This window comes from Paraburkholderia aspalathi (genome assembly GCF_905220735.1).
GTDB lineage: Bacteria > Pseudomonadota > Gammaproteobacteria > Burkholderiales > Burkholderiaceae > Paraburkholderia > Paraburkholderia aspalathi.
Map to the genome: position 1 here is coordinate 672,723 of NZ_CAJNBA010000004.1, position 19,182 is coordinate 691,904.

The following is a 19,182-nucleotide window of genomic DNA, read 5'->3' on the forward strand; positions in this document are numbered from 1 at the left end:
GCTCACCATGAAGTCCTCGTTCACCGCTGGAAAAATGTTCGGCGACCGGCAACTGAATTTTCTGCTGATCGTCAATGTACTCGTCGTGCTGGTCGCGACATGGCTTTCGCACGGGCAATTCGTCGACATCGACAACCTGCAGTCGATGGGCGGGCAGTTGCCCGAACTCGGCTTGTTGGCGCTTGGCATCATGTTGTCGATGGTGTCGGGCAATGGCGGGATCGATCTGTCAGGTGTCGGGCTCGCGAATCTGTCCGGGATGGTTGCGGCGCTCGTCGTGCCGCACTTCGTCAACGGCGACGATTCGCCCGCCCTCTACACGTCGCTCTTCTGCGTCATCGTGGTGGCGATGGGGCTGCTCGGTGGCCTCCTGAACGGCGTGGTGATCGCACGCCTTAAGCTCACGCCGATTCTTTGCACGCTCGGCACGCAGTTGCTGTTCACGGGCTTTGCGGTGGTGCTCAGCAACGGCGCCTCGGTGCATGTCGACTATGTCGACCCCTTGTCGAATATCGGCAACGGTACCGTGTTTCAGGTGCCGATCGCGTTCTGCATCTTTATCGCGGCGGTGATCGTGCTCGGCTGGTTGCTCAGACGCAGCCCGTTCGGCCTGCGTCTCTATCTGATGGGCACCAACCCCAAAGCGGCGTTCTATGCGGGCATTCCGCGCGCGCGGATGTTGATTACGACGTATGCGATGTGCGGCGTGCTGGCGTCGCTCGCTGGTCTGATCAGCGCGACCCATACGTCCAGTGCGAAATGGGACTATGGCAATTCCTATCTGCTGATCGCCATCCTGATCGCGGTGATGGGCGGCGTGAATCCCGCCGGCGGTCACGGCCGCATCATCTGCGTGTTCTTTGCCGCAACCGTGCTGCAATTCCTCTCGAGTCTGTTCAACCTGCTGGGCGTATCGCAGTTTTTTGGCGATTGCGCGTGGGGATTTTTGTTGCTGCTGTCACTCGCGTTTGCAGGCGGCGAGCGGGTGCGGGCGATCTTCGGTTTTGGCGGCGGTGGTGGCGGTGGCGTGAGTGCTAGTGCAGCAAGTTCCGGCACAGTCCCGAAACGTTAGCGCGCCGAACAGACGTAAAAGGCGCAACCCAGGTTTCAAATCCAGGTTTCAGTACGCGGCGGACAACAAGCCCTGACTGTCCGTGATGGTGAAGTAGGGCGACATCGAACTACATCGAAGGATAAAGGAGACATCGCATGAAATTGACTCGACTGGGTGCCGCGCTCGCGGCAGGCGCTCTTACCGTAGGCGTGATCGCCGCTGCGCAGGCTGCAACCAACGAGACGATCGTCACGGTCGTCAAGGTGACCGGTATCAACTGGTTCAACCGGATGGACGACGGCGTCAAGCAATTCGCAAAGGACAACCCGGGCGTGAACGCGTATCAGACCGGCCCGGGCCGCGCGGATGCGGCACAGCAACTGAAGATCATCGAAGACCTGATCGCGAAGAAAGTCACGGCGATTGCGGTGGTGCCCTACGATCCGCCGACGCTCGAACCGGCGCTGAAGAAAGCGATGGATCGCGGCATCAAGGTGGTGACCCATGAGGCCGACAATGCGAAGAACACGATGGTCGACATCGAGGCATTTGACAACACGGCCTACGGCGCCGGACTGAACGAGCGCCTCGCCTCGTGCATGCACGACGACGGCAAGTGGGTGGCGCTGGTCGGTTCACTGGGTAGCCGCTCGCAGGTGCAATGGGCCGACGGCGGGATCGGCAACGCCAAGGCCAAATATCCGAAGATGGATCTGGTCGAACCGAAACTCGAAACTAACAACGACGGCGAGCGCGCCTATGAAGTCGCGAAGGAAGTGCTGCGCAAGCATCCGGACCTGAAGGGCTTCCAGGGCTCGTCCTCGCTCGACGTGATCGGCATCGGCCGCGCGGTGGAAGAAGCCGGCATGCAGGGCAAGATCTGCGTCTACGGTACGGGCCTGCCGACGGAAGCCGGCAAGTTCCTCGAGAGCGGCGCGATCAACGGCATTGCGTTCTGGGATCCGAAGCTCGCAGGCATTGCGATGAACAAGGTCGCGCAGATGCTGATCGACGGCAAGACAGTTGAGAACGGCGCCGATCTCGGCATTCCGGGCTACACGAAGGTCACCGTTGCTAAGGGTCCGGGCAAAGGGATTATCGTGCGCGGCCAGGGCTGGGTGAATGTCGACAAGTCGAACTACAAGCAGTATCCGTTCTGATTGGTTTTTTGCTTCATGTGTCACGGCGTCCCCCTCGGGGGACTTCCTTCAAGGCGTGCCCGTGTGGACATGCCTTAACTTGCGACTCACCATCATGAATCAGGACGTATCGTCTTCGCAGCCGCAGTCCGATACCTCGCAGCCGTTTCTGCAGGTGGTCGGCGTGCACAAGCGTTTCACCGGCGTACATGCATTGCGCGGGGTGAGCCTGTCGTTCGAGCGTGGTCAGATCTATCACCTGCTCGGCGAGAACGGCTGCGGCAAGAGCACGCTAATCAAGATCATCTCCGGTGCGCAGCCGCCCGACGAAGGCGAACTCGTGATCGAAGGCGTTCGGCATGCACGGCTGTCCGCACTGGAATCGCTGGCGGCAGGAATCGAAACCGTCTATCAGGATCTCTCGCTGCTGCCCAACATGAACGTGGCGGAAAATGTCGCGCTTACCGCCGAGCTGGCCACGCACGAAGGCCGGCTTGCGCGGACGTTCGACCGGCGCGCACTCGCGCGCACGGCGGCGCGTGCGCTGGAATCGGTCGGCCTGCCCGGCGACGCCGAGTTTCAGGCGACCTTGATCGAGCAATTGCCGCTCGCCACGCGACAGCTCGTCGCGATTGCTCGCGCAATTGCCAGCGAGGCCAAGTTCGTCATCATGGACGAGCCCACCACGTCGCTCACGCAGAAGGAAGTCGACAATCTGATCGCTGTGCTCGCTAACTTGCGCTCGCAGGGCGTGACGGTGCTGTTCGTGAGCCACAAGCTCGATGAGTGTTATGCGATCGGCGGCGAAGTCATCGTGCTGCGCGACGGCCAGAAGATGGCGCAAGGACCGATTGCACAATTCACCAAAGCGCAGATTAGCGAACTGATGACAGGACGCCATCTGACGAATGAGCGCTATCGTGAAGGCACGTTGGGGCAAGATGTCGTACTCGACGTGCGCGGCTTCACGCGTACGGGGCAGTTCAACGACGTGTCGTTCCAGCTGCATCGAGGCGAGATACTCGGCGTCACCGGTTTGCTCGATTCGGGGCGCAACGAACTCGCGCGCGCACTCGCGGGCGTTGCGGCGGCGCAATCGGGGCAGGTGTTGCTCGACGGCAAGGCGATTGCATTGCGCACGCCCTCGGACGCGAAACATCATCGTATTGGCTATGTGCCCGAAGACCGCCTGAACGAAGGGCTGTTTCTCGACAAGTCGATTCGCGACAATGTGATTACCGCGATGATCTCCAGCCTGCGGGACCGCTTCGGCCAGATCGATCGCACACGCGCGCAGGCGCTCGCGGAACAGACGGTGAACGATTTGCAGATCGCGACGCCCGGCGTGGACAAACCCGTGCAGTCGCTTTCGGGCGGCAATCAGCAGCGCGTGCTGATCGGCCGCTGGCTCGCCATCGATCCGCGCGTGCTGATTCTGCATGGACCGACGGTCGGCGTCGACGTCGGCTCGAAAGACATCATCTATCGCATCATGCAGCGTCTGTCGAAACGTGGCATCGGCATTATTCTGATCAGCGACGACCTGCCCGAGTTGCTGCAGAACTGCGATCGCATCCTGATGATGAAGAAGGGGCGTGTGGCCAGCGAATATCAGGCCGATACGCTGAGCGAAGCTGACCTGTATCACGCGCTGCTTTCGGAAGCCGCATAAAGGACGCCGATACCCATGAACTCGCGGATCCCTTCGCGCATGAACGAAACCATGACCACCCCGACCGTTGTCGAAGTCGCACCCGAGGTCAAGCCGCCCACCTTGCGGGCCAGGCTTTCGCGCAACCCCGAATGGTTCACGGTCGCGTTGATCGCGGCGACGTGCCTGATTGTCGGCGCGATCAATCCACGCTTCTTTCAACTGGCGACGCTATTCGATCTGCTGCATTCGGCCACCACGATGTCGCTTTTCGCGCTGGGCACGCTTGTCGTGCTGGCGTCCGGCGGCATCGACGTCTCGTTCACGGCAATCGCCGCGCTGACAATGTACGGCATCACCAAGGCTGTGTTTGCCTGGTGGCCGGACGCGCCGTTCGCGCTGATCCTGATCACCGGCGCGCTGGGCGGCGTGCTGCTCGGTCTGATCAACGGCCTGCTGGTGCATCGTTTGAAAGCGCCTTCGCTGATCGTCACGATCGGCACGCAGTATCTGTATCGCGGCCTGCTGCTGACGTTTATCGGCACGACGTTCTTCATGAACATTCCGCACAGCATGGATCACTTCGGCCGGATTCCGCTGTTTTTCTATCACACCAACGAAGGCCTGCGCGCGGTGTTGCCTGTTTCGGTGCTGGCGCTGGTGGCGGCCGCCGGCGTCACGTGGTGGCTGTTGAACCGGACGATGATGGGGCGCGGCGTCTATGCAATGGGCGGCAGCCTCGCGATTGCCGAGCGGCTCGGCTATAACCTGCGCGCGATCCATCTCTTCGTGTTCGGCTATACCGGCATGCTCGCCGGCATAGCGGGCATTCTGCATGTATCGAACAACCGGCTCGCGAATCCGTTCGATCTGGTGGGTTCGGAACTCGATGTGATCGCCGCAGTGATTCTAGGCGGCGCGCGCATTACAGGGGGGACGGGTACGGTGGCCGGCACGTTGCTCGGTGTGGTGCTGGTCACGTTGATCAACAGTGTGCTGATTCTGGTTGGCGTGCCGAGCACCTGGCAGAAGGTGATCATCGGCGCGTTCATTCTGATCGCCGGGACGCTGTTCGCATTGCAGCGTAAAAACGGATAACTGAAGGCCGGTCACGCCGGCTGCCTGACAGCGCAACCGCGTGACAAGTGCGCGGCTAGCGCATTCATTTGCGCTTGCGGTGCTCCTGACCTTTTTCAGTGATGATGGAATCGAAGTCGTCGATTTGCGAGAAGCGCACCGCCTTGACGACGCCGAACTTGCTCTGGTCCACGACCAGATGCCGTTCGACGGCGCTTGCCATGGCCGCCTGCTTGAGCGCGACTTCGTGAAAGTTCCAGCACGTCACGCCGCGCGCGTTGTCCACACCGCCCGCGGAAATGAACGCCTTGTTGATGCCCATGCGCCGCAGCATCTCCAGACTCTCTTCGCCCGCAAACGAATCTGACGAGGGCACGTAGACGCCGCCCAGCAGAATCATCCGCACATTCGGCTTGCGCCGCAAAATCTCCGCCACATTCAGCGAATAACAGACCACGGTAACGTGACGTTCGAGCGGAATCAGGCGCGCAAGCGTGGTGAGCGTCGTGCCGCAATCGATGAAGATCGTTTCGTGGTCGACGACAAGTTTCGCCGCAAGCGCGGAGGCTTCCGCCTTGGCCTGCGCGAAATGATCCTTCTCTTCTTCGAGTGAATAGCCGGCGTTGTTGGGTACGTCGGTCGCGCTGACGATGTAGCCGCCGAGATACGTGAATCGTTCCGGACTGCCTGCGATATCGCGCCGGACAGTCATCTCCGATACGTCCAGCAGGCTGGCGGCGTCGCGCAGGCGCATCACGTTCTGCTTGGCCAGCGCATCGGCGAGGGCGCGGAGGCGGTCGGGTTTCAGCATGGAAGTCCTGTCGCGCAGTGTGGGGCGCAGTGTAGAGGCGCGTTATGTTTTGTTCGCGTTGATGAGAGGATTATAACAAGAGGTCGCCTGCGCGGCGAGTCTGTTTGAGCGTCGAATATGAGGATCGTGTCGCACCAGCAACGAGAAAAAGCCTTTAACCCAAAGGGCTAAAGGCTCCTCGAAGATGAATCAGAAAAGGTGTTTGCTCAGAACCGGTAGCTCACACCGATCTGTACCACCGGATACACCTTGTAGCGCTCGACCTTGTTGCTGATGTTCTGTTCTTCCTGGTCGATGTTCGCCTGGCTTGTGAGTTGCGAGTAGATCGCCGGCACGTTGTACGTCGTGCGCGGGCGGCCGTAGGCCACGCCGAGATCGAACGTCAGGCCGAAACCCTTCGAAACCGGCTTGTGGCCGTAGCCGATGCCGAGATAGGGCATCACGCGCGGCCGTGTGATGGTGGTCGATGGCGCGGGGCCCACGGCCGGCACGAATTCATCGCCGATCTTGTAGTTGCCTTGCGCGTTCGGCACCGCCTGACCCGTCAGTTCGTCGTCGTTGATCAGGGCGCCGGCCGTCAGGCGAAAACCGCTGGACGAAAACGGAAACAGGTCGAGATACAAGCCGCCTTGCAGCAGTTTGAGATGGCCGTCGTAATCGTTACCGCTGACGTTGAACGAATGCGAGAAGCCGAGTCCTTCGAATTCCGCATGCACGCCGGCCCACGAGGTCAACGGCAGTGCTGCGCCGACACCTGCGCCGAGTGTGCCGCCGTGCACATAGACTTCCTGTGCTTGTACCGATCCTGCGACCGCCATCGCCACTGCCGCGACCAGAGCTGCATTTTTCACCTGATTCACCGCGCCGTCTCCAGTAAAGAGTCATTCCCGTGCTGGCGACTTTACGGTTTAACCTTGCGGTTCAAATCGAAGAAAAGCGGGCAGTTATGGCGACTCTTCGCGCTCAAGTTTTTGCGCGCGGAGAAACCGGAAGATATGACGTGTAACGCTTGCCAAACAGGTGATTAAACTCGGCCTATTGATCAGACGAGTCCTGTTTTTAAGGGCTTTTTGGTGGGGTGAGGGAATTGTTCAGATGAATCGACAGTCAGCATGACGGTGATGTCGTGACGTCGTGATTTTCGAATCGGCAGGCGGGGAGTTGCTCCACCGCCTGCTGCAAGCTACAGGGGAGTAGCGATTACTGCTTGATGCCTTCAGCTTGAATATGCAGCGTGGTCTGCATCTTGAAGCCATAGGTCTTGCCGAAGTCGACGCCGAAGTCGTCGCGGTTGAACGTCGCGGTCGATTCGGTGCCGCACACTTCGCGCTTGAGCATCGGGTTGATGAAGCACTTGAACGATTCGATCTTCAGGTTGACCGGCTTGGTGATGCCGTGCATGGTCAGCGTGCCGATCACTTCCACGGGCTTGTCGCCGTCGAAGCGGATCTGCGTGCCCTTGTACGTCGCCGTCGGGTACTTGGCCGCGTCGAAGAACTTGTCCGTGACCAGTTCCGCGTCGAGCTTGTCGTTACCGATATCCACCGAGCTCATGTCGATCGTTACGTCGACCGTGCCGGTTTTCGCCGCGCGATCCAGCACCACGGTGCCGCTGCTCTTCTTGAACTTGCCGCGCCAGATCGACAGGCCGCCGAAGTGGTCGGTCTCGAAGCTCGGGTACGTGTGCGTCGGGTCGAGTTGATACGTGTCGGCGGCCATGACATTGAACGACATGGCTGCGGCCAGCGCGCCTGCGGCGAGCAAAAGTTGTTTCTTCAAGTGATTCTCCAGGTTTCAGAAAGTGCTGTGACGCTTAGGTGTGTTCCGTTACTTCTTCGAAGCAACGATGTGAAATTTGATGACGACTTCGTCGGCGACCACCGACGTGTCTTTCCATTCGCCCGTCCCGACATCGAACTGCGAACGCTTGATCGGCAGTGAGCCGTCGAAGGTTTGCGTGTTGCCCTGGCTCGCGATGGTGACCGGCACCACGACAGTCTGCGATTTGCCCTTGATGGTGAGCTTGCCGGTGATCTTGTACTGATTGCCGCCGGCCGGCGCGATCGCGCTCGAGACGAACGTCGCGGCTGGATAGGTCGCGCTATCGAACCATTCCTTGCCCTGGGCCTGCTTGTTGTAGTCATCCGCGCCGAGGTCGTAGCTGCCGGTGTCGATCGACACGTTGGCGTTGCCGGCGGTCGGCTTGGCCGGATCGAAATTCAGCTGCGCCGAGAATTTTTTGAATTTGCCGTCCACCGGCACGTTCATCTGCTTCGTCGTGGCGACGACCGTGCTTTTGCTGACGTCGACATCGGCGTGCGCGAGGCTTGCGCCGAAGAGTGAGAGGGCGGCAACGCCGGCCAGAATGGAGTGATAAAAGTTTGATTTCATAGTGGTACGCATCCTATCGAACCCACGCGCGCTGATTGCGCACCGTTGGGAATTAGATTGCCAACTGGCTGTAGCCAATCGTCTGTTACGCGTGAGTCGCGTGAGTCATCTGAGGAACGGAATCATCCGCGCGAGTAATCCGTCGCGGTCGACAAATTGATGCTTGAGCGCCGCGAGTACGTGCATCGCAACGAGCGCCAGCAACGTGTAATTGAGCAGCACATGAACCGTGCGCAGGATTGCCTTGAGCGCCTGGTCCGGACCGATGAGGGTGGGCAGCGGAACGATGCCGAGGTACACCACCTGAATGCCCGCCGCCGAGCTATAGAAGTAGCCGGACACCGGAATGGCCAGCATCAGCACGTAGAGCAGGCCGTGCACGAGATGGGCCGCAGCCTTCTGCCATACGGGCGTAGCGCTATCCAGCGCCGGCGCGCGGTGAGTGGCGCGCCACAGCACACGCGCCACGGCCAGCACGAAGACCGTTACGCCAATCCACTTGTGCCATGAGAAATACTTCAGCTTGGTGGGCGTAAAGCCGGGGATATCGGTCATGACCCAGCCGATGCAGAACCCGCAGACAATCAGTAATGCGATTAGCCAGTGCAGGGCGACGGCGGTGCCGCTGTAATGCTTGACGTCTGAAGGACGGGGATTCATGGGTTCATGCTCACAATTCGTGGTGCGTATCGCGTGCGGTATGCCGCGTGTGAATGCGGATAGTAGGGATGCCAATGAAAGTTGAATAGACCAGGAGAAGAGAACAGATTGTTCTAGCCGTGACGCTAATGGGGGTGGAATAAAGCCGGGCGGCGGCCTGATTTGGCGGAATGGAAGCGGCATTGTGTTAATTTGCCGGCTCAACCGCTATAAAAGGTTCGACCCATGAAGAGCACTGAAAAGAACAGCGCCGCACTTGGCGCGGATTTCCTGCGGCACGACACGGCGGTGGCCGAAGGCGGTGTCGAAGGTTACCTGGAGCATGACGCAGCGGTCTACCGGACCTTGCTTGAATCGACGAGAGCGATTCCCTGGAAGATCGACTGGGCGACCATGGAGTTCGCGTATATCGGCCCGCAGATCGAAACCTTGCTGGGCTGGGCGCCGTCGAGCTGGAAGACCGTGCAGGACTGGGCTGCCCGCATGCATCCGGACGACCGCGACAAGGTGGTGGAGTTCTGCGTCGCGCAGTCGAAGGCGGGCACCGATCACGAAGCGGACTATCGGGCGTTGACGAGCGGTGGCGAATACGTGTGGCTGCGCGACGTCGTGCATGTGGTGCGCGATGGCCGCGGCGAGGTGGAGTCGCTGGTCGGTTTCATGTTCGACATCAGCGAGCGCAAAAAGACCGAGGAGAAAGTGGCGGCGTTGCAGCGGGAACTCGAAGCGCTGTCGTTCAAGGACGGTTTGACGGGCGTGGGCAATCGCCGCGAGTTCGACGCTGTCCTGCAGCGCGAATGGAGCGCGGCACAGCGGCATGGCGCGCCGCTGTCGCTGATCATGGCCGATATCGATTTCTTCAAGTCGTACAACGATTACTACGGACACGTGCAAGGGGATGCGTGCCTGAAGCAGATCGCCACGGTGTTGAGCGAGGCGGTGCGGCCGGGGGACTTCGTCGGCCGGTTCGGCGGGGAAGAGTTCGTGCTGATCTTGCCGAATACCGGGGCCGAGGCCGCACGGCAGGTGGTCGAACGTTGCCGTGACCGCATCTCCGCCGCGGAGATCGCGCATGAGAGGTCGCCATTCCGGCAGACCGTCACCGCCAGTTTCGGTGCGGGAACGGTGATTCCTTCAGCGTCGGATGATCCCGTCGCCTTTGTGAACCTGGTGGATACGCAGTTGTACCTCGCCAAGGATAACGGGCGGGATTGCATTGCCGCGGTGAACCGGGTGGGGTAGCGAGGCAGGCATGGCGGTATTGCGTGGTACACAACTTGCGCTCCGACCGCCTGCAGCGTCCCGCTCATCGGTTATGCTGCGCTCCCATTCAGCGCTCGCGCACAATCAGAATCCAGGATCTACTTGGTGAATTCCGTCTTCCTGTCTTGGGGTATCGCCATAGCCGCCACGGCTGGCGTCATCACCCGTCCGTTTAAATGGCCTGAGGCCGTGTGGGCCGTCGCCGGCGCTCTATTACTCGTATCGCTGGGCCTGCTTCCCGTCGATCTGGCCGTCGAGGCCGTCGGTAAAGGCACGGATGTCTATCTCTTCCTGTTCGGCATGATGGTGCTATCGGAAGTCGGGCGCCGCGAAGGTCTGTTCGACTGGGTCGCCGTTTTCGCGGTCAACCACGCCAAAGGTTCGCCCAGAAAGCTCTTTCTGCTGGTCTATCTGGTCGGCGTGGTCATCACCGCCTTCCTCTCCAATGACGCTACCGCAGTCGTTCTCACGCCTGCGGTTTTTGCCGCCGCCAAGAAAGCGAAGACGCCTCCGCTGCCCTTGCTCTTCATCTGCGCGTTCATTGCGAACGCCGCGAGCTTCGTACTGCCGATCTCGAATCCGGCCAACATTGTGCTGTACGGCAATCACACGCCCGCGCTCGGGGCCTGGCTGATGCGCTTCACGCTGCCTTCGCTGCTGTCGATCGTCGCGACCTATGTGCTGTTGCGCTGGACGCAGCGCGAGGCGCTCGCCGGCACCTGCGCAGCCGGTCTCGAGCCGCTCGAGTTGTCGTCGAGCGGACGCGTGGCGCTGGCGGGTATCGCCGTGACGGCCGTCGTGCTGCTGACGGTTTCGGCCTTCGATGTCCCGCTTGGCCTGCCCACCGCGATACTCGGCGCGCTGACCGCCGCGGTCGTGCTGATCCAGGAGCGCAAATCGCCGCTACCGATGATCCGGGAAATATCGTGGAGCGTGCTGCCGCTGGTCGCCGCGTTGTTCGTGCTGGTCGAAATGCTCGATCACACCGGGGTCATCAGAACATTCGTCCAACTGTTGCAAGATGCGACGCAACACAATGAAGCGACGACGGCCGGCTGGGCGGGCAGCGTCATCGCGATCGGCAGCAATCTGATGAACAACCTGCCGGCGGGCCTGATCGCCAGTTCGACCGTGATGCAGGCGCATAGTCCCGAGCGTGTGATCGACGCGCTCCTGATCGGCGTCGATCTGGGTCCGAACCTGTCGATCACCGGTTCGCTCGCGACGATCCTCTGGCTCAACGCAATTCGCCGTGAAGGCGAAGACGTGAGCTTCATGAAGTTTTTTAAAGTGGGCGTGGTGGTGATGCTGCCCGCTCTCGCGCTGGCGCTCGCCGCGCGGATCCTGATCGGTTAAGGGCAAATAAAGGGTAATGCATCATCGCTGGGTGCCCGTCGCTCGCATGGGCGGCTCCGTCTCCAGCGCTCGCGCGGACTGCTCGAGCGAGCGCAGGGCGGCTTCGAGCCGTGCGAGGCGGGCGCGCTGGCTGGGCATCAGCAATGTCTTGGGAAACATGGCTAGCCGATTGCGCCAGTACGTCAGGGGAATGCGATCGTTGGTGGAAATCTTCCCGAAGACAAGTTCGAGATGGGCGATTTCTTTGTCTATGTCGTGATAGCTCATCTAACTAACGTTCCAGAAGAAGAGGTGGACGGGCGATACAGCGCGTGTGAGCCGAGCGCCGCTAGCTGAACAGATCGGTCCAGCTAGCAGGCGCGCCTGCCGGTGGTGGAGAATGCAGCAAGCGCCGTACCGCGCGTCCACGATACCAAGCTAACATCGAGCTTTCAAACACCGAACATTCATCTGATGATTCGGCGCCGCCCAATCAGGGAGGCCTCTTGAGGAGACTGGTCTTTCTCCTGTTTTAATCCACACATTTCGTCGCTCGACCGCCAAAAAAGCGAGTTCATCTCGCCTTTCTGCCCGTAAGAATCGTTTCTTGGGACACAAGCTACCGATTGCCGGTAATCCAGTGCGCCGCGCAAGCGGGACAACCCGTTCTCACGCGGCGCGCCGGCCATTCTTCAGGACAACGGGAATTCACCAGGCATTCTTGCGGACAGCATGTCCTATGCTGGTTCAACGGCTATTTTTGTAATCCAAATGTTGGATCCGTTCGTGCTGACAGCACGGCGATCGTCTGTCGGGACTCGCATTCGGCACATTTAGCGCGGCACCACCATCACGGGCTGCGAGTAGCTGACGGCAGGGGCGGGCACGATCGCATAGTTGGTCGGCGCGGGCACCACGACCGTCGTGTACAGGGTGACGGGTTTCGGAGGCAGCGGCACGGGCGTGCCGACCGCTACGGCAACGGGGATTGGGGCCGGCGGCGGCGCGACCACGTAGACCGGCTTGACCGGCGCGTAGTAATAGACAGGGCGCGGCGGCGGCGCGTAGACCACGGCAGCCGGCATATAGACGACCACCCGGGCGAACGCCGTCGACGAACAGGCGAGACCGATGGCGGTGAAGGTAGAGGCGCAGACGAGACGAATACTCACTTGATACTCCTGAGACGTTGAGCGGTGCGGAGCGTCTTCCGGTGAAGAAGCCGTGCGACTGGTTCGGATTGCTTGAGAACCCTTCCGAATCGTTGAGGCGCCGCTGAGGCACTTGATGCACTTAAGGCACTTGCGGCACTGGTAGCGCCGGCAGACGAAAGATACGCAAACCGCCCTGAAAACGGCAGCGCGAACTTATTTCATTCAATGTCGCGCGGAAGTGGGCCTGAGATAAGCACGCAGGTGTATGAAGCGCGTGCTGTGTTGCGACGACAGCGATAGCGTGTGCCGCGCCGACGCCGCAAAAAGCCATGACATAAGTCGACATGATTCTCAAATTGCCTTCCGGCGGCGCTTCCTCAAGAATTCGGCCTGTCATCGAACGGATCGCGGCGGTTTGCAGGCGACGCACGATGGCTCAATCCAAGGAGTCAGTCATGAAAAAATTTCTCGCCGTTGTGCTGCTGTGCTGCGCATCCACCGTCACGTTCGCCCAAACAGCCGCACCGCAGGGCGCCAACCCGCAGCGCATGGAGCGCATGGCGCAGCAGTTGCAAACGCGCTTTGCGAATGCCAACACCACGCACGACGGCAAGCTCACCCGGGAACAGGCCGCCGCGGGCATGCCGATGGTCGCCAAGCATTTCGATGAAATCGACACGCAGAAGGCGGGCTACATCACGTTGCCGCAGATCGCGGCATTCATGCAGGAACGCGGGGCAGCGCACTGAGCCGCGCGGGCATCGGCGGGATCGTAGGATATTTGACGCCTCAATGCGTGATGAAACCAGCCACGTCCTGCCGCCTGTCTATCGCCTGTGCGCTGATCGTATCGATGAGCGTGGCGCTGACGGGTTGCGTGACGGTCGGCCCCGACTTCAAACAGCCGGACGTGACGCTCGAAAACCAGTGGCTCGAAAGCCTGGCCGGCGAGGCGCAGACCGCGCCTGGTGCTCAGGCGGCCTGGTGGACGGCTTTCAATGATCCGGTGCTGAGCGCACTGGAACAGCGTGCGTACGAACGCAATCTGTCGCTGCAAGTGGCAGGTTTGCATATCTTCAAGGCGCGCGCGCAACTCGCGATCAGCGCCGAGAATCTGCTGCCGCAATCGGGCAGCGTGTCTGCTGGCGCGGACCATATCAACACAAGCGGCGTCGGTCCGATTCCGCCCACGCATCTGTGGGCCGAGCATCTGCGTGTGAACGTGGGCTGGGAAATCGATTTCTGGGGCAAGTATCGCCGGCAGATCGAATCGGATCGCGCGCAACTGCGCGTGTCCGAAGCGGCGTATGACAACGCGCTCGTGTCGCTGTTCGCCGATGTCGCCAATGCGTACATCGACCTGCGCGCGCTCGAGCAGCGTATCGCGGTGGCGCAGCAAAACCTGAAGGCGGTGCAGCAGAGTCTTACGCTGACCCAGGCGCGCTACAAACGCGGCGCGTCGAGCCAGCTCGACGTCGAGCAGGCTGCCACGCTGGTGGCCGAAACCGAGGCGCAGATTCCGCCGCTCATCAAGGCACGCGCGCAAGACCGCGACACACTTGCCGTGCTGCTCGCCGATCCTCCCGACGCAGTCGATGCGCAACTCAAAGGCAGCAGCGCGATTCCGGTGCCGCCGACGCAGATCGATGTCGGTATTCCCGCCGATCTGCTGCGCCGGCGCCCTGACGTGCGCCAGGCCGCGCTCAACGCGGCGGCGCAATCGGCGCTGATCGGCGCGGCCAAGGCGAAGCTGTATCCGTCGCTATCGTTGACGGGACTGTTCGGGCTTTCGTCGGGCGAACAGCATGGCATCGGACTATCGCAGTGGGGCAGCAAGACGATCGGCCTCTTCTCCGCAGGCATCACGCTGCCGATCCTCGATCGCGGCCAGTTGAAGAACGCCGTGCGGATTCAGGACGCGGCCTTCCAGGAGGCCGTGCTCGACTATCAGAACACGGTGCTGCAAGCGCAGAAAGAAGTGGAGGACGCGATTGCCGCACTACGTACCTCGCTCGATGCGCTGGCGGCGTCGTCGCGTGCGTCCGATGCGTCGCAGCGCGCCTTGAAGCTCGCGAATGTGCAGTATCGCGCGGGATCGGTCATGTACGACACGGTGCTCGACGCATCGCGTTCGATGCTGCGTGACGGCGATTCGCTCGCGCAGAACCAGGGAATCGCCGCGCTTGCGGCGGTGTCCTTGTATCGCGCGTTGGGCGGCGGCTGGGAAGTGGCAGAGGGGCAGCAGGTGGTGAGCGAACAGATCGCCGAACAGATGGCGCAGCGCACGGACTGGGGGCGCTTACTGAACCCGCCGGCGAATTCCGCGCTGGCGCGCGCCAGTGGAGGCCAGCTCGAGAATGGGAAATAAGAACATGAAAAACGGGAGCGGGGCACAGCGTAGCGTGGCGAACACGCACCTGGGAGCGAGGTTTTGCATCGTGCTGGCAGCGGCAATGGCGCTGGCCGCGTGCCGCGACGGCAGCGCGCCCGCCGCACAATCGTCGCAAGCCGCGTCCCTGCCGCAAGTCAGCGTGATGCGGCCGGTGCCGCGCGAGGTGCGCGAACAACTCGATCTGAGCGGCACCGTCGCGCCCTCGGCGACCGTCACGCTAATCGCGCGCGTGCAGGGTGTGCTGAAGGAAATCGGCTTTGCCGATGGTGCTTACGTCAAGCAAGGGCAGGTGCTGTTTCGCATCGAGCCGGATACGTATCGCGCGCAACTGACTTACGATCAGGCCGCGCTCGACAATGCCGACCAGGAACTGGTCCGGCAAAAGCAACTCACGTCCGATAACGCGACCTCCGAATCGACGTTGCAAAAGGCTCAGACCACCCGCGACCAGGCGCTCGCCAAACGCGACATGTCGCGTATCAATCTCGCCTACACTGAAATACGTGCGCCGTTTGCGGGCCGCATCGGCGCACGTGCATTCGACGTCGGCAATCTGGTGGGTGCGTCCGACTCCACCAAGCTCGCCACGTTGGATCACATCCAGCCGGTGTATGTGAATTTCACGCTCAACGAGCGCGACGCCAACCGCATCGGGCTCTTCACGCAGCCACCCCGCACGGTGCGCGTCAATGTGCCCGGCGCGGCCGCGGGCCAGGGGCAAGGTGAGGACGCCGCGCTCGAATTTGTCGACACACGCGTCGATCCGAGCAGCGGGGCGGTCAAGCTGCGCGCCGATATCGTCAATCGGGATGCGCATCTGATTCCCGGCATGTCGGTTGAAGTGCACATTCCTGCGGGCGCGCCGCACAACGTGCTGCTGGTGCCGGACACGGCATTGCTGCGCGATCAGGCAGGCGCATCGGTGCTGATCGTGAACGGCGCGGGCGTGATCGAAAAACGCGCGGTTGTCACGGGTGGTTTGTACGGTTCGCAGCGGGCGGTCACCTCGGGGCTCACCGCGAACGATCAGGTCGTGACCGGCGGTGCGCTGGCTGTCGCGCCCGGCGCCAAGGTGCAGGTGGTCGCCGCTGCGGCGCAGGGTCAGTCATGATCCGTTTCTTCGTTGAGCGGCCGGTTCTTGCCAATGTGATCGCGTTGATCGTGATGCTGCTCGGCGCGGTCGCGCTGATTAACCTGCCGATCGCGCAATATCCGCCGATCACGCCGCCGACCGTGCAGGTCGTCGCACGCTTTCCGGGTGCGAGCGCCGCGACTGTGATCGACCGTGTGGCCTTACCGATCGAAACGCAGGTCAATGGCGTGGAAAACGCGCTGTACATGCAATCGACCAGCACGAACGATGGCACCTACACGCTCACGGTCACTTTCGCCGTCGGCACGGATGTCGATAAAGCGCAGGTGCTGGTGCAAAACCGCGTGTCGGCCGCCACCGCGCAATTGCCGCAAGCGGTGCAGCAGCAGGGCGTGACCGTGCGCAAACGCTCCACGGCGATCCTGCAGTTGTACACGCTGCAGTCGCCTGATCCGAAATACGATTCGCTGTTTCTGAGCAACTACGCGGTGATCTATCTGCGCGACACGCTCGCGCGTTTGCCGGGTGTCGGCGACGTCACCGTGTTCGGCACGGGGCAGTACAGCATGCGCGTGTGGCTCGATCCGCAGAAGCTGAGCGAGCGCGGTCTGACGGCCGCCGACGTGATGCAGGCGATCCAGAGCCAAAGCAAGGACGTGAGCGCCGGCCAGCTCGGTTCGGAGCCGAACGCGGGCGGCCAGGCGTTCCAGCTCACAGTGACGATGCAGGGCGCGCTGTCCGATCCGCACGAGTTCGACGACATCATCGTTAAAGCCGATCCGAACGACGGTGGCCACTTCGTGCGCATTCGCGATGTGGGTCACACTGAACTCGGTTCGTCGAGCTATGGGCAGTTCTTCAATCTCGACGGCAAACCGGCTGCGGGCATTGCCATCTATCAACTGCCGGAAGCCAACGCACTGGAAGTCGGCAATGCGGTGAAAGCAACCATGGCGCGCCTGGCCAAGGACATGCCGAAGGGCGTCAGCTATCAATTGCCGTTCGATACGACGACCTTCGTGCGGCAATCCGTGATCGACGTGTACAAGACGCTATTCGAGGCCGCGTTGTTGGTGCTCGCGGTGATCCTGCTGTTCCTGCAGAACTGGCGCGCGATGCTCGTGCCCGCCACGACAATTCCGGTGACGATCATCGGCACGTTCGGCGCGATCTACATGCTCGGCTTCTCGATCAACCTGCTGACGCTGTTCGCGATCGTGCTGGCAATCGGCATTGTGGTGGACGACGCGATCGTAGTGGTCGAAGGGATTACGCAGCATATCGAGCAGGGCAAGACGCCAAAGCAGGCCGCCATCGACGCAATGCACGAGTTGCTCGGACCCATCATCGGCATCACGCTGGTGCTGATCTCAGTGTTTCTGCCATCGGCGTTTCTCGGTGGCGTCACGGGCCAGATGTACCGGCAATTCGCGCTGGTTGTCGTCGCAACGACCATCATCAGCGCGATCAACGCGGTGACGCTCAAGCCGGTGCAAAGCGTGCGCTGGCTGCGGCACGCGCGGCCCGGCAAGCCGAACATCGTGTATCGCGTGTTCGACAAGGGGTACGCCCGTGTCGAAAAGGGCTATGTGCGCATCGTGTCGTGGTTCGTGCAGCGCTGTGGCCTCGCGCTCGGCATCGCGTTGGTGCTCGGCGCGGCGTCTGCGTTTCTGCTGACGCGCGTGCCCACCAGCTTCATTCCGCTCGAAGATCAGGGCTATATCCTGATCGCCGCGCAACTGGCCGATGCCGCTTCGCTCGGCCGCACCCGCGAGGCGAGTACGCAGATAGAGAAGCGCATCGGTGCGATTCCTGGCGTGAGCCATGTGGTGTCGATCGGTGGCATCTCTCCGCTTGATAACAACGCGTCGCTGCCGAATTCCGCGCTGATCTACGTCACGCTCGACGACTGGAGCAAGCGCGGCAAAGGCGAGGACCTGCGCTCGCTGTATTTGCGCATGAATAGCGAACTCGCGAAACTGCCCGACGTGCGCTCCGTTGTGATCGTGCCGCCGCCGATCCAGGGCCTCGGCAATAGCGGCGGCGTGCAGATGCAGGTAATGCTCACGGACGGCTCGCAGAACTATCAGCGCTTGCAGGATGCCACCGACGCGCTGATCGCCAGCGTCTCGAAGCGGCCTGAACTGCAGCGCGTGTTCAGCCCGTTTCGCGCGTCGGTGCCGACCGTCGAACTCACGCTCGATCGCGCCAGGGCCGAGTCGCTGCAGGTGCCGGTCGGCAATGTGTTCGACCTGCTGCAGGATTACGTCGGCTCGAGCTATGTGAACCAGTTCACGACGTTCAACCACACGTTCCCCGTGTTCGTGCAGGCCGACGGCGCGTTTCGCCGCGAAACCGACGACATTCGCCGCTTGCAGATTCGCAGCAATAGCGGCCATATGGTGGAGCTGGGCACCTTCATCGATGCCCATACGAGCGTCGGCCCGGCCGTGGCGACGCTGTATAACCTCGCGCCGGCCGCGGCCATCAATGGCAATCCGGCGAACGGCTATAGCACCGGTCAGGCGATCGCCGCGTTCGAACAGGAAGCCACACGTGTGCTGCCTGCGGGTATCGGTTACGAATGGACCGCGATGTCGTATCAGGAGAAACTAGTTGGTAATTCGGCCTATTGGGTGTTTGCCGTGGGCGTATTGCTGGTGTTCTGCGTGCTGGCCGCGCAATACGAAAGCTGGTTGCTGCCGGTGGCGGTCGTGCTCGCCGTGCCGCTGGCGTTGCTCGGCACAGCCGGTACGCTTGCCGCACTCGGCGCCGCTAATAACCTCTACACTCAGATCGGCCTCGTTTTGCTGATTGCGCTGTCGGCGAAGAACGCGATTCTGATCGTCGAGTTCGCGCGGCATCTGCGCGCGCAGGGCGTGGGCGTTGCCGAGGCCGCGGTGGAAGCGGCACGCTTGCGGTTCCGGCCGATCATGATGACCTCGTTCGCGTTTATTCTCGGCGTGGTGCCGCTCGTGATCGCCACCGGCGCGAGTGCGAGCGCACGCCGTTCGCTCGGGATTGCTGTATTTTCGGGGATGCTCGCTTCAACGTGCATTGCCGTGCTGTTCATTCCGTCGTTCTACGTGCTGTTGCAGCGCCAGGCCGAACGGCACGCGGCGCGGCATGCACCGCCCGACGCTTAAACCGAGGAGCTTTCGT

The 19,182-nt window shown here is 61.6% G+C and carries 18 protein-coding genes; 10 read left to right on the forward strand and 8 right to left on the reverse strand.

The genetic code is table 11. The annotated features are described in order from the left end of the window. Positions 1–7: 7 nt before the first annotated feature. The 4 genes from KHO30_RS25820 to KHO30_RS25835 all read left to right on the forward strand — a co-directional run bounded on the left by KHO30_RS25820 (position 8) and on the right by KHO30_RS25835 (position 4,942). Positions 8–1,072 carry an ABC transporter permease gene (locus KHO30_RS25820; protein WP_211702733.1) on the forward strand — a complete coding sequence of 355 codons (1,065 nt, stop codon included), beginning with the start codon at positions 8–10 and terminating at the stop codon, positions 1,070–1,072. Between the two features lie 137 nt (positions 1,073–1,209). Beyond that, on the forward strand, positions 1,210–2,214 hold the full coding sequence (locus KHO30_RS25825) for an autoinducer 2 ABC transporter substrate-binding protein (protein ID WP_093632922.1): 1,005 nt from the start codon (positions 1,210–1,212) through the stop codon (positions 2,212–2,214). Positions 2,215–2,308: 94 nt separating this feature from the next. After that, the gene (locus KHO30_RS25830; protein WP_200651552.1) at positions 2,309–3,865 is read left to right on the forward strand and encodes a sugar ABC transporter ATP-binding protein; all 1,557 of its coding nucleotides are present in this window, start codon (positions 2,309–2,311) and stop codon (positions 3,863–3,865) included. Between the two features lie 15 nt (positions 3,866–3,880). Further along, positions 3,881–4,942, forward strand: coding sequence for an ABC transporter permease (locus tag KHO30_RS25835; RefSeq protein ID WP_093632920.1), 1,062 nt, complete (start codon positions 3,881–3,883; stop codon positions 4,940–4,942). Positions 4,943–5,006: 64 nt separating this feature from the next. Here KHO30_RS25835 and KHO30_RS25840 read toward each other — a convergent pair whose 3' ends face one another. The 5 genes from KHO30_RS25840 to KHO30_RS25860 all read right to left on the reverse strand — a co-directional run bounded on the left by KHO30_RS25840 (position 5,007) and on the right by KHO30_RS25860 (position 8,783). Next, positions 5,007–5,732: a DeoR/GlpR family DNA-binding transcription regulator gene (locus KHO30_RS25840; protein WP_093632919.1), complete on the reverse strand. Its 726-nt coding sequence runs from the start codon at positions 5,730–5,732 to the stop codon at positions 5,007–5,009. Positions 5,733–5,938: 206 nt separating this feature from the next. After that, on the reverse strand, positions 5,939–6,550 hold the full coding sequence (locus KHO30_RS25845; protein ID WP_211702841.1) for a hypothetical protein: 612 nt from the start codon (positions 6,548–6,550) through the stop codon (positions 5,939–5,941). A gap of 382 nt (positions 6,551–6,932) precedes the next feature. Beyond that, positions 6,933–7,511, reverse strand: a complete 579-nt coding sequence (locus KHO30_RS25850; protein WP_093632917.1) for a YceI family protein — start codon at positions 7,509–7,511, stop codon at positions 6,933–6,935. 48 nt (positions 7,512–7,559) lie between these two features. After that, a complete protein-coding gene (locus KHO30_RS25855; protein WP_093632916.1) occupies positions 7,560–8,123 on the reverse strand; it encodes a YceI family protein in 564 nt (187 codons plus the stop codon). 105 nt (positions 8,124–8,228) lie between these two features. After that, positions 8,229–8,783 carry a cytochrome b gene (locus KHO30_RS25860; RefSeq protein ID WP_200621358.1) on the reverse strand — a complete coding sequence of 185 codons (555 nt, stop codon included), beginning with the start codon at positions 8,781–8,783 and terminating at the stop codon, positions 8,229–8,231. A 225-nt stretch (positions 8,784–9,008) separates the two neighbouring features. On the opposite strand from KHO30_RS25860, the gene KHO30_RS25865 reads away from it, so the two are divergent. Both KHO30_RS25865 and KHO30_RS25870 read left to right on the forward strand, forming a co-directional pair. Then, positions 9,009–10,025: a sensor domain-containing diguanylate cyclase gene (locus tag KHO30_RS25865; RefSeq protein ID WP_200621359.1), complete on the forward strand. Its 1,017-nt coding sequence runs from the start codon at positions 9,009–9,011 to the stop codon at positions 10,023–10,025. Positions 10,026–10,151: 126 nt separating this feature from the next. Next, on the forward strand, positions 10,152–11,402 hold the full coding sequence (locus tag KHO30_RS25870) for an arsenic transporter (RefSeq protein WP_211702734.1): 1,251 nt from the start codon (positions 10,152–10,154) through the stop codon (positions 11,400–11,402). Positions 11,403–11,423: 21 nt separating this feature from the next. Here the strand turns inward: KHO30_RS25870 and KHO30_RS25875 are convergent, their stop codons facing one another. From KHO30_RS25875 to KHO30_RS25885, 3 genes are all read right to left on the reverse strand, one after another. Next, entirely contained in the window at positions 11,424–11,669 is a 246-nt protein-coding gene (locus KHO30_RS25875; RefSeq protein ID WP_093632912.1) for a hypothetical protein, read from the reverse strand. Positions 11,670–12,214: 545 nt separating this feature from the next. Beyond that, positions 12,215–12,553, reverse strand: a complete 339-nt coding sequence (locus tag KHO30_RS25880; protein ID WP_200651546.1) for a hypothetical protein — start codon at positions 12,551–12,553, stop codon at positions 12,215–12,217. Positions 12,554–12,674: 121 nt separating this feature from the next. Further along, positions 12,675–12,965, reverse strand: coding sequence for a hypothetical protein (locus KHO30_RS25885; RefSeq protein WP_143131638.1), 291 nt, complete (start codon positions 12,963–12,965; stop codon positions 12,675–12,677). Positions 12,966–12,990: 25 nt separating this feature from the next. Here KHO30_RS25885 and KHO30_RS25890 point away from each other — a divergent pair, with 25 nt between their 5' ends. Genes KHO30_RS25890 through KHO30_RS25905 form a run of 4 tightly spaced genes read left to right on the forward strand, consistent with a single transcriptional unit; the run spans position 12,991 to position 19,166 of the window. Further along, entirely contained in the window at positions 12,991–13,284 is a 294-nt protein-coding gene (locus tag KHO30_RS25890; protein WP_054038902.1) for an EF-hand domain-containing protein, read from the forward strand. Between the two features lie 50 nt (positions 13,285–13,334). Continuing rightward, complete coding sequence (locus tag KHO30_RS25895; protein ID WP_211702735.1) at positions 13,335–14,903, forward strand: efflux transporter outer membrane subunit; 1,569 nt, start codon at positions 13,335–13,337, stop codon at positions 14,901–14,903. Between the two features lie 4 nt (positions 14,904–14,907). After that, on the forward strand, positions 14,908–16,038 hold the full coding sequence (locus KHO30_RS25900; protein ID WP_211702736.1) for an efflux RND transporter periplasmic adaptor subunit: 1,131 nt from the start codon (positions 14,908–14,910) through the stop codon (positions 16,036–16,038). Next, positions 16,035–19,166: an efflux RND transporter permease subunit gene (locus KHO30_RS25905; protein ID WP_211702737.1), complete on the forward strand. Its 3,132-nt coding sequence runs from the start codon at positions 16,035–16,037 to the stop codon at positions 19,164–19,166. Before KHO30_RS25900 ends, KHO30_RS25905 begins: the two co-directional genes overlap by 4 nt. The last annotated feature ends 16 nt before the right edge of the window (positions 19,167–19,182 follow it).